The 12,182-nt window shown below is 38.0% G+C and carries 6 protein-coding genes and 1 pseudogene; 2 read left to right on the top strand and 5 right to left on the bottom strand.

Features of this window, described 5'->3' with window-relative positions; genetic code table 11:
- Nucleotides 1-162: 162 nt before the first annotated feature.
- Nucleotides 163-1,260, bottom strand: a complete 1,098-nt coding sequence (locus tag D172_RS20825; protein WP_007379068.1) for a Fic family protein — start codon at nucleotides 1,258-1,260, stop codon at nucleotides 163-165.
- A gap of 1,006 nt (nucleotides 1,261-2,266) precedes the next feature.
- Between D172_RS20825 and mntA the strand changes: the two genes are divergently transcribed.
- Both mntA and hepT read left to right on the top strand, forming a co-directional pair.
- Nucleotides 2,267-2,656, top strand: a complete 390-nt coding sequence (mntA, locus tag D172_RS20820; RefSeq protein WP_007379066.1) for a type VII toxin-antitoxin system MntA family adenylyltransferase antitoxin — start codon at nucleotides 2,267-2,269, stop codon at nucleotides 2,654-2,656.
- Entirely contained in the window at nucleotides 2,649-3,074 is a 426-nt protein-coding gene (hepT, locus tag D172_RS20815; protein ID WP_007379065.1) for a type VII toxin-antitoxin system HepT family RNase toxin, read from the top strand. The genes mntA and hepT overlap by 8 nt, the downstream gene beginning before the upstream one ends.
- 1,215 nt (nucleotides 3,075-4,289) lie before the next feature.
- Here the strand turns inward: hepT and D172_RS20810 are convergent.
- The 4 genes and pseudogenes from D172_RS20810 to D172_RS20795 all read right to left on the bottom strand — a co-directional run.
- Nucleotides 4,290-6,167, bottom strand: a complete 1,878-nt coding sequence (locus D172_RS20810; RefSeq protein ID WP_007379007.1) for a response regulator receiver domain — start codon at nucleotides 6,165-6,167, stop codon at nucleotides 4,290-4,292.
- The gene (locus D172_RS20805) at nucleotides 6,160-9,129 is read right to left on the bottom strand and encodes an ATP-binding protein (protein ID WP_007379008.1); all 2,970 of its coding nucleotides are present in this window, start codon (nucleotides 9,127-9,129) and stop codon (nucleotides 6,160-6,162) included. Before D172_RS20805 ends, D172_RS20810 begins: the two co-directional genes overlap by 8 nt.
- Before the next feature lie 73 nt (nucleotides 9,130-9,202).
- Complete coding sequence (locus tag D172_RS20800; RefSeq protein ID WP_007379009.1) at nucleotides 9,203-10,381, bottom strand: DNA cytosine methyltransferase; 1,179 nt, start codon at nucleotides 10,379-10,381, stop codon at nucleotides 9,203-9,205.
- Nucleotides 10,382-11,738: 1,357 nt separating this feature from the next.
- Nucleotides 11,739-11,999, bottom strand: a pseudogene (locus D172_RS20795) (class I SAM-dependent methyltransferase); the annotation flags it as partial.
- Nucleotides 12,000-12,182: the final 183 nt, after the last annotated feature.

Here is a 12,182-nt window from a genome sequence, read left to right as displayed (position 1 = left end):
CAATAATTAAACCACCATATTCAACAAAACCGTAGGTGCGATTTTACATCGCGCTTTGGTCTTGGCTTTTACAAAAACACCATGCGAGGTATAAAACCGCACCTACAACAATTCAAACCCCTATTCGCCTCACATGACGAGGCGAATAGGTATTTAATTGCCTCATTGGACAACCTTGTAACGTGTACTACGCCCACCTGCGGCGGTTTTTTTAATGAATCCAAGCGTTTGCAAGTCCGATAAATGGCGTGTTGCGGTTGCACGGCTAACCTTAGCCACTTTTTGATACTGACTCGCACTAATACCCTGTTCAAATTGGCCATCGAGTAACTTATTAAGCACTTTTACTTGCTGCTCACCTAACTTTGTTTGATCTTTACTTGCCCAGTAATTGGTTTTAAAAATTGTTTGCTCAATATTATTAAGCGTATGGTGTATCGCATTATTGAGCGTACGTAAAAACCACTTAATCCACTTTGTAATACAAAGCTCTCCACGCTGAGTTGCTTCAAGCACTTCGTAGTAGCTTTTTCTGTCTTCTAAAATAGCCACCGACATAGCGTAAAACCGAATTGACTCAGCATGTTCTTGCGCTAATGCCAGGTCGGTTATAAGCCGTGTAATACGCCCATTACCATCCTCAAGTGGATGTATTGTTACAAACCATAAGTGTGCGATAGCTGCCCGAATAAAAGGGTCTATTTGAGGTTCATTTTGCGCTTTGTTAAACCAGTTAAAAAATAGTGAAAGCTCTTTATTTACTCGCTCTTTAGGAGGCGCTGTAAAATGTAATATCGGTTTATCTAAGCGCCCCGACACTACTTGCATAGGCTCGTCACCACGCAATTGCCCGCCTTCAATTTTAGTAAACAAGCTTTGCTCACCTGAAAACAATAAGCGATGCCAATTAAGCACTCGCTCTAAATTAAGCGCTGAGTCTGTGTTATTTATCGCATCAAGCATAATCTCTGCAAGATTATCGCTTTGCACAGTTGTTGGGTAAGGCTGCTCATCAATATTGAGCTTTTTTGCAAGTGAAGAGCGAACCGAAAATGCATTAAGTTTTTCGCCCTCAATCGCACTGGAGTGAATAATATTTGCAAGTAAGGTATCAAGGGCCTGCTGCTTTTGATGAGCAGTTTGCACGCCCATACGCCCTACTAATAAACCTTGATTATATGAAAGCTCCCTTAGCAAAGGAGCAAGCGCCGCATCATCCCACGTAAAGTTTGGCCAGTTTTGCTGTTGCCATATCCACATAGTCTTTATGTCCTAAAATTGATTAGCTTCAGTCTACGTCAATTATTCGCCTCATACAATGAGGCGAATAATTGTGTTAATTGCCTCATTACTTTTAAGCGCTACACAGAGAAGAAATAAACAAGCAATTTAAAACTAGGTGTAAACCTCAACTACAATAATGTAAACACCACATTAAACAAAACCGTAGGTGCGATTTTACATCGCGCTTTGTTCTTGGTTTAAATAAAATACAATGCGAGGTATAAAACCTCACCTACAACAATGTAAACACCACACTCAACAAAACCGTAGGTGCGATTTTACATCGCGCTTTTGGTTTTAATTTATTTTTCGAACCTAAATAAACGCATCCATATTTGGTAATTGTATTATTTGCTCACTTAGCTTATTTGCAACTTTATTAATTATTTTTATGCATAAATCAATGTGGGCTAATTCAGAAGTAAATAAGTTATTTTTGAGTTTAAATGTATATTTATCGTCCACAAGTTAACTTTACCTTATTTATAAATAATAGAATCGAATCTAAAACATAAATTACTTAAGCTAAGTTAATGACACTTTGAGATTGATAGCTCACCTAAGCAACTGCAGAAGCCCAGCTTGCTATTAGGGCGTGTGACCTTTCGTGATTGATTTTGCAGCAGACTGTTTGGTATTCAGGCAAGGGAGAGTCTATGTGATGTGGTTATTCCCCATAAATAGGCGATAACGCAGCATAAATACCAAACATGCACTGCCTTTTGGTTTTTTTAGGGACGATTAACTCTTTGTTGCTCGGCTTTTACTTATTCTTACATGGATCTAAGCCAGTAGGGTAAAGTAGGAGCAGTCACCAAGCCCACTAGGTTACAAACCTCGCGCCGCGATTAAATAGCCCCTAGATTGAACAAATTTCAACCCACAAAGGTCAACACGCCCTAAATAAAACAAATATCAATTTTAATGTTCACTAGAAAACTGATAGGTTATTATTACAGTTTTTATCAATGGTTAGTTTTTCGTGGCAAATGAAGTTATACAGAAAATAATTAAGTACTTGCAGCAAAACACCGACATTGACGTGGTTTGGTTATATGGCTCCCACGCAAAAGGGACAGCCCAACCCCATAGTGACATTGACTTAGCCGTAGCATTTAAAAACTTTGATCTGGAGTTCTTTGATAAGCGCCTTAGACCAAAAGAGCTTGAGCTTGAAATAAGTAATGCACTCAACCTCAATGAGCAACTTGTTTCTATTATAGATATAAATATTATTCCAAGTTATTTAGCTTTCAACGTTATTGAATATGGAAAAATAATTATAAGCAATAATAGTGTTAGAGCGATGAAAGAGCAGCAGCGTATATATAGCCAGTTCGAATTTGAAACCATAGCGAGTAAACATGACTGATACCGGAATTACACTTTATTTAAGTGAAGTAACACGCCATATTGACGAATATATGCAAGAACTCGACGAACTCAGTCAAATCGATTCACTTAATAGCAGAGATTACCGAGCTGCAGAGCGATTACTACAGTTAATGACCGAGGTGTGTATTGGTTTATCAAAGCATTGGCTTAAGCAGCACAAAAGTAGTACCAGTAGCAACGCCTATCAAACATTTAGCGAACTTACTAATTTAGGCTTTTTGAGCGAGGTAGAACTACTGTCATGGCGTAAAATTATAGGCTTACGAAATGCTCTTGTTCACGATTACTTAAATATTGATCAAAGTATCGTTAAAACAATCATTAAAAAGCAACACTACATAACTATGCACGCATTTAGTATTAAAGCGATTACAGAGCTAAACAAAGATTCATAGATAAAACCTCACCTACAACAATGCAAACACCGCGCTCAACAAAGCGTAGGTGCGATTTTACATCGCGCTTTGGCTTATATAACCTTAACGCTCACCTAACACCTGTAGACGCAAAGCTTGCTTGCGTGAAAAGCGCAGCTTTTAATTTGTAGATGGGTTAATTCGCCACAACCTTGTACATGCCTAAAGCACCATGCGAGGTATAAAACCTCACCTACAATAATGTAAACACCACACTCAACAAAAACGTAGGTGCAATTTTACATCGCGCTTTGGCTTATATAACCTTAACGCTCACCTAACACCTGTAGACGCAAAGCTTGCTTGCGTGAAAAGCGCAGCTTTTAATTTGTAGATGGGCTTTATCGCCACAACTTTGTACATGCCTAAAACACTATGCGAGGTATAAAACCTCACCTACAACAATACAAACACCACACTCAACAAAGCGTAGGTGCGATTTTATATCGCGCTTTTGGTTTTAAACAAAGCTCACTCAAACACCTGTAGACGCGAAGCTTGCTTGCGTGAAAAGCGCAGCTTTTAATTTGTAGATGGGTTTATTCGCTGCAACCTTGTACACGCCTAAACACAATGCGAGGTATAAAACCTCACCTACATTAATTTAAACACCACTCTCAACGAAACCGTAGGTGCGATTTTACATCGCGCTTTTGGTTTTAAACAAAGCTCACTCAAACACCTGTAGACGCGAAGCTTGCTTGCGTGAAAAGCGCAGCTTTTAATTTGTAGATGGGTTTATTCGCTGCAACCTTGTACACGCCTAAACACAATGCGAGGTATAAAACCTCACCTACATTAATTTAAACACCACTCTCAACGAAACCGTAGGTGCGATTTTACATCGCGCTTTGGCTTTTAAACAAAGCTCACTCAAACATCTGTAGGCGCAAAGCTTGCTCGCGCGAAAAGCGAAGCTTTTAAAATAATTGACTTAATATCGCGTTGGCGTTGGCAACCAAGGGGCGGTCTTCTTCAAATAAGCTCTGCTGCTAATAATTCATCCCTGAAGCCGAGTTCCTGTCAGCATCCATGCTTCCACTTCCTCAAGCTGCAAAGCTACGCTTTTAACAGCATCCATGCTGTTAATTACTCATCATTAATTAAATTTCGGGTGTGATCACGGGGGAGCGGCCTAAGCAACTGCTTTCATGTTTGTCGTTGGTTTTTTCATGTATATGTCACGAAGTTGGCTCAGTTTATAAAATCAAGACCAACTCTAGACTTGGCAAAGCCGAGTCTGCTTAATAAGTTTAGAGCGTATTCATACCTCAATTCAGCAACCACTATACCTTTTTGAGGTGTGACCTTAAGCACAACTCCTTTATCACATGGCTCTGCAATATGTAAATTTACAGGCTCTCCCTCTTGAAATATTCCCTGATTTTCAATGTAGTAATTTTTTGATTTTGGATTAGCTTTACCATCTAACCCCGCAGTGAAACTTAAGATCTTAATATCACCCTCGGGACCATCAGGTTGAATAAATAATAAATTATTCTGTGTAGAGTAATTTATTACTTGTTGTAGCACTTCAGTCTTCGAAAGCTCTGGAAAGTGCTCTTTAGGTAAGTTGAGACTGGCTCTCATACTTTCCCTTGTTAATTTTAAAGCCTCATTTGCATCATACATTTGAACTAACGTAACAGGCATAAGAGCCTTTATTTCTTGTCCTTTTACAATATTTAAGTCATTGTTTTTTTGATCGGGCACTAAGTCACAGATAGGAGTTAAACAAAGCAAGTAGCTATTCCCAATTTTTAAAATATGGCCAGTAATAATATGATGTGTACTTATCTTTCTGCTACAACTAAAACAATTTGCATGTTTAACTTGTTCTAATTCGTCAGTATCACTTTCAGTTGGAACAAAGTAACTTAGTAGTTTCTTCTTATCTGCTTCAGCTACATTCAGTGCACTTAGTAATCGAATTGTAAAATCACCTAAGTCACCTTTAATCTCTGTTGCCAGCTCTTCCCATAATTTTGAAACAGTAGACCAAGCAGCCGTTTTTGACTCATATTCCGTACTAGTTTTTAGTAGTTCTTTAAGCCAAGCGGCTTGAAGGTGTTTTTTATTAAGTATGTTACTTGATGCAGATATCCCTTTACTTTCAACATCATTACGAAGCTTAGATAAAATCAACTTGTGTGGATGAGGTCTCCAGCATTCCATTGCAGATAATAACTTTTCTGGTATTTCGTTTACCTGAGTAGTGCGTTTACCCACAACTGTTAAGAATAAATCCTCTGTTTTAATCCAGTTAATATCATTTTCAACACCCCAATCAAAATGTTTTACTGCTTCGTTAGGTGCAATACCCTCAAACTCTCTATATTTTTCATTAATCAACCATTTAAGTAATAGTGGTTTAACTAGTTTCACTTCATCTGGCTTCTGTTCAAATATATTCGTGAAAGCTTGTAACTTTTCATCTTCAAATGCAGGCGAAAATAAAGAGTTTAAGCTATTGTGAATTAGATAAAGCAAGTCAATTTTGCTAATTGAATCTAATAACTCCTTTCTAATATCGGGGCTATCATCAGACCAATCATCCACTGCACTTTCTATATTAGTTTTCAAGTTATCATTTAAATTAACTGCTCTAGGTTTAACTTGTAATGATGCGATAATGTCGCAGAGAACATCATTAACACTTCCTTTTTCACCTGTATAACCTTTTGTATGAACAGCCACTATATTAAAATGCCTATTGTCAGCTAAATGTTTAATTATATCTAAGGACTTTTGGCATAAGCCGTCATCCTCACCATCTAGGTGATAATCAAGAATTAATAAATCACTATGGTGCAAACGCCTAGATACGTTGTTTGTTTCAAATACTTCTTCTTTTCCATCATATACATCTAACAACCAATTAAACTGATCTCCCCTACTGACTTTAATAATATCTGATAAGCGCTCTATGTCATCGCCTTTAAAACCTTCTTTACCTTTAGTAACTAAGTGCTCTAAAGTAGGGTATTCATCATCGATTACGGTTACGGTTCTGATTGGTTGAATATATGCTTCTTTCAAAAAAGGCTTATAGTCGAAATTGTTCTCAAGCATTTTTTATTCCTTTAAAGTCAATCACAAAATTAGCACCTGATAGGACTTTTTGTTCATCATTTGTCTGGTAAAAAATCTTGTGACCGCCTGAAGCAAGATTACTTTTACAAAGATATAATCCCACACCTCTACCACCACGTTGTTTCCTAGAGAAAAACAAAGTAAATAACTCCGTTACATCATCAATATCAACACCAGGTCCATTATCTGCAATAACAACTTGACCATCTTTCACATCAAGCAAAACCTGTCTTTTAGAGTCTGAAGATTCTTTTACCCAATATCTCGCATTATTGATTAAATTAATAAACACTGGGTAAATTTTCGCTGGCTGTTCATAAATACTAATTTTTTTAAATGCGTCAGTTTGTTCAAAGGTTATTTGATTTTGTTCTAAACGTTTTTGAAAAAAATTATTAACGTAATTGTAGATGTCGTTACCTGTCATTTTTATACGAATTTTCTCACCAGCTAATTTAAGTGGACTTAAAAAACGCCAAGAATCACTCAATGATTGGTGGGCTTGGGTGACACTTTCAAGTGCGGTGCTCTGTTTCTGATTTAATGACGACTCTGCGAGTGTTTTTAAACCTCGCTCAATTGTCATATCCTGCCCCTCAATTTCATGCCCAATAATCTCAACTGAAATCCCTAACTGCGCTAGAGCATGAAGTTGTTCATTTTGCTTTTGTAAACGGCTGTTTTCATTTACTGACTGAATTGCTAGTCCTTCTAAATCAATTTGCTCTTTTAAGCTTTCTAAAGCATTAATATAAGCATTGAGAGTTTGGGTGATTTCTATATCTTGCTTTTGATATTCAATTTCTATTATGGAATTTACATTTTGTAGGGTCGTTCTTTTAGCCGCGAGATCATCTAAATGTATTGATAATTTCTGATGAAATGCTTTATTTGCAGCATCAATTTGCTTATCAAACCTTTGTACTTCTTCTTTTAATATATTTCTGCCAGAACTCGCTAACTTCCGAATTTTTTGATGTAGGACGCCAGCTTTACTTGCGAAGTTTTTCTCTGCTATTTCAATATCTTCTTTAACAACCAAGTTATCAATAGCATTATTTATAGTCTGTTTTAACGAGTTAAGGAGAGTTTTAAGATTATTTTCTACATCTCGATATTCACGATATTCTATTTCTATACTGCCTAGTGTTCGCGGAATAGGCGATAATGAGTAATCTTTGATTTTACCATCCAATTCGCTTAATTCATGTTGTAAACGAACTAATTCATCCTGATCATTCATTTGGCAATCACTTTCAACATAAGCCGCTAATTCATTTAACTCATGTTGAGTATTACTCAAATAAGGGGTATTTTTATTAATTAAGCTTTTAACTCTATTGCGTTCTTTTCTTAGTAGTGATTTGCGATCATTTGCTGCTTTTTCTGCTGCGTGGTAGGCATTAATTTCATCGAGTTTTATCGTTCTATTATCCGAGTGTCTGCCAATTAAGCGTTTTGCGACTTCTATTAGTATATTTTCAACAACTTCACGAAACAGTTTTGAAGCCTTATTGTCTATAATACCCTCTCGCCCAGCCTTATCTCTCAAATTTGGGTTTGAAGATTTAGTGATATAAACACCGCCAAAGCATGACCGGTTGGAAAAAACAAAAGCACCAGCATTCTTTGAACGCCTTTTTTCTATTTCAAAAAAGTCATTATCTTCGCGACCATATGGCATTACTCGCAAATCATCACGAAATACCATTACACCACCAAAGTACTTTCTCATTTCGAAAAAATTTGAATGTAATTCGTCGGATAATGAACTGTTTTTTCGGTTTACTTCGAAAGTACCCAGCCTGATTTTAAACTCACCGAACTTTGTATCTTTTCGCATCCTATAGTTAGATTTAGGCGGTACTTTAATTTCATTATGCCACTCGCCAAACGCTTTAACTTTACCTACAAACTTTCCATTTTCATCCACGATACCATCTATAATATGCTCAAGCTGCTCAAACTGTTTAATATTAAAATTACGTACTTCGTCAATAATAAGTCGTTGTAGATTACCATTCCATGCAACAACTGAAGTGTTAAAATCAGTTATACCTTCTTCATCGTCTTGATTAAATGGGTTAACAAAGCTATTGAGAGTTTCAATTAAACGTTCTTTGGCGCGTTGTTCAGCACCATCAATTTCAGATCCTGAATCAGAAGATAGTTGAGCGGTTAGGTCTTCATGTAAGTCTGCGATAAACATCGCAGTACCACATGCTGCCCTTCCATTCCATACAGGCCAAGTATCAAAGTGGCGCTCAGTAAAATAAGTATCTATTACAGTTGATTCAATGGCCTCTTTTGTTGAGTCTTTCTCTTCGCGAAGTTCTTGCTCATGGAATAGCTCCCAAGCTGACTCTATACGTTTATCTCGACTAAAGTCATCTCCATCGCCCCAGATATTACCCATCAAGGAATCAAACATTGTTGGTAATAGATCTTTTAATTCAATACGAGTTTCAAATTCAACAATTGGTAATTTAATGTCGTGCAACATTAAGTAAGGATTTTCAAATAAACGCCAATCAAGAAGACAAGCTACAAACTGGTGCTCTTTCTTTTTACTCACAAGTAACATCAAAGAGCCTAAAGCCGCGCAAGATAAACGACCTATACCTTTTTGACCTTGTTTAATACGAACCTTTTCAAATCCATTCCGCTCTGATTCATCTACTTCAATACCTGTAGCTTTAGACTCAGTGCCTACTGTTAGCCACTTATCTCTAGCATCATTAATAGACATACCATGTCCGTCATCAACAAGTGAAGAAACAGGTAGCTCACCGTCAAAAATATTTAAAGATACATTACGAGCATATGCATCATATGCATTTTTCCAGAGTTCAGAAATTGCAGTAGGGCAATCAGCGATTTGTTCTCGACCGAGATGGTCAATTGTGCGGGCACGTGTTTGAAATGAAACTGAAGCAACCATGTTATTCCTGATTAATAATTCCCTTAATTAATCTAATAATATGGTTTTAAAGATAAAAGATAAACTATTAGTTTTAATCTAATAGTTTATCTTTTATCTGGTTAATTAATGCTTTACCTAAATCAATTGGGACTGCATTACCTATTTGTCTTGCAGCAGCCATTACGCCACCTAAAAATTGATAATCATCGGGGAAGGTTTGCAAACGCGCGGCATGGCGAAGCGTTATTCCGTGATTTTCCCATGGGTGTAAAAAACGCCCTTTGGAAGGGTTATTACAACCTGTCGTAATAGTATTTGCGGGAGTATGAAAATATATTCTTCCATAAACATCTTTATGACCCGAGTAGCCATTTTGATGACATGGTAGCGTAAACTCTAATTCATCCCTGCTACCCATCAATTCAGTATCGTTAAAGCGCTCAATCATGAATGGTTGGTGATTCATATGTATATTACAAGAATCGCTCTCTTTTAATGGCTTGCCAAACTCTAATGATTCAACGATCTTCCTAGACTTAGCTGCCTCCCAACCAAGCACTTTACTCATGCGAGGCACTAGGTTTTTTAGTACTTCTTCAGCAGGCCGTTCAAAAGCGATTGAGGCACTTTTCCATATGTTTTTTGTAAGAGGCTTATCAAAGTCAGGTTTTATATGTGTTGGTTTTGGTGGCCATTCAAGATTTTCAATATCAATATCTTCTCTAACAGCTAGAATAAAAGCACGCCTGCGGCTTTGAGGAACACCGTAGTCTCTTGCATTTATGATTAATGGTTTGCCAGTAATAACTTTATATTTTTTTTCGTTAGCTAATTCTAGAAACTTATTTAAGTACAAAGCATGTCTAGGCCAAAGTAAACCTGGCACATTTTCAACTAAAAACGCTTTTGGCATCAACTTTTCAACAAAATCAAAGTATCTCAACAAAAGCTGATTACGAGGATCGTCTTCTCCACGACCTTTTATTCGGTGTGTTGAAAAACCTTGGCATGGTGGCCCACCAAGCAAAAGATCTAAATCACCAGACTTGAGGCCCTTTTCACTCATTAATGCATCTATGTTGAGTGGCATTATGTCCTCAGCATAAACATGAGTGTTAGCCCCAAGACGTTCAACTATATTACGTTGATAAGTATTAGCAGCATGTTGGTCAAATTCTACAGCAGCTAAGATATCAAAACCGACCTCATGAGCGGCTAAAGAAAAGCCACCTGCGCCTGAAAATAGATCTATTGCTGTTAATTTAGTCATATACCGCTGTTTTTAGATAGTTGCAAGGCGCAGAATTATACTTAAGTAAGCAAGCTTGTAAAAGAAAGGTTTAATATAAATGTTTAAGCTTTAAATTTAACTAGCAAGTAAATTCATAAACACCAATCTACCAACACACTCCAATTCCCCGTGATCACACCTGAAACTTGAGTTAATGATGAGTAATTTACAGCATGGCGGAATTTTGTTCCCGACAAATTCCAAGTACCTAAATCCCTTTAGGCAATGCTGTAAAAAGCGTAGCTTGGCCATGGATGGCCTATCTACGCTGGTTACGTTCACATCATTAACGTAAGTTAAAGCTACAGTGTGATCCTCGGGTGCGCCGTGGGTGACGAGTGACCGAAGCGAAGCTTCGCAGCACGAGGAAGTGGAAGCATGGATGCTGACAGGAACCCAGCTTCATGGACGAATTACCTCGTACAATGTCAAAATATCTCTCAAATGCCGCCCTTTGGTTGCCATCGCCAACGCGATAAAATCTCGAATAGAGGTTTTTAATCCGCGCCTTTAAATCCCACGCAAAAAACAACTTATGAGCGCGATGTAAAATCGCACCTACATATTAATTACACCGAGATTTAAAAGCTTCGCTTTTCGCGCGAGCAAGCTCTGCGCCTACAACCCAAAAGCGCGAGATAAACTCACGCCTACATTTATAAACACCAATCTACCAACACACTCCAATTCCCCGTGATCACACCTGAAACTGAGTTAATGATGAGTAATTTACAGCATGGCGGAATTTTGTTCCCGACAAATTCCAAGTACCTAAATCCCTTTAGGCAATGCTGTACAAAGCGTAGCTTGGCCATGGATGGCCTATCTACGCTGGTTACGTTCACATCATTAACGTAAGTTGAAGACACTGTGTGATCTTCGGGTGCGCCGTGGGTGACGAGTGACGGAAGCGAAGCTTCGCAGCACGAGGAATTGGAAGCATGGATGCTGACAGGAACCCTGCTTCATGGACGAATTACCTCGTACAATGTCAAAATATCTCTCAAATGCCGCCCTTTGGTTGCCATCGCCAACGCGATATAACCTCGAATAGAGGTTTTTAATCCCTTTAATCCTCTGAATCCCACGCAAAAAAAACTTATGATCGCGATATAAAATCGCACCTACACATTAATTACATCGAAGTTTAAAAGCTTCGCTTTTAACGCCAGCAAGCTGAGCGTCTACAATACACAGCGCGATATAAAATCGCACCTACATATTAATTACGTCGAAACTCAAAAGCTTCGCTTTTAATGCCAGCAAGCTGCGCGTCTACAATACACAGCGCGATATAAAATCGCACCTACACATTAATTACGTCGAAACTCAAAAGCTTCGCTTTTAACGGTTGCTGTAAGTAACTGCTTGCCAACTCTGCCAGCTCTGGGCTTGCATCAAACGCACTTACAGTGAAACCCTGCGTTTTAAAAAATGCGGCATCGCGTGCACTGCCACAACCGGCATCTAAAATACTCCCGTGTTGTGCAACGTGCGGTAAAAACTCAGCATAAAGCGCCGACATATCAACGTTTAGTGTTGAGTCGCTAAAGGCTTTGGCATTTTGGTTGTAATAAGTAAGCGTGGCGTTTGACACGAGACTCACCGCTCCTTGGCTAATCGTTTAACAGCTAAGGCACTGTTAATACTGCATTCATTATTTGTTCAATCTACAGGAACAAGTGCATTAAATACAGGTTTAATAAGTAGAAATTTTTAAATTAATACGCTGTTATTATTAAGCGCTGATGTGAGTACTAAGCGCGACATAAATCACGCT

It is taken from the genome of Pseudoalteromonas sp. Bsw20308 (assembly GCF_000310105.2).
Taxonomy (GTDB): domain Bacteria; phylum Pseudomonadota; class Gammaproteobacteria; order Enterobacterales; family Alteromonadaceae; genus Pseudoalteromonas; species Pseudoalteromonas fuliginea.
Note: the sequence above shows the minus strand (reverse complement) of the source record. Positions and strands in the feature narration are given on the sequence as shown.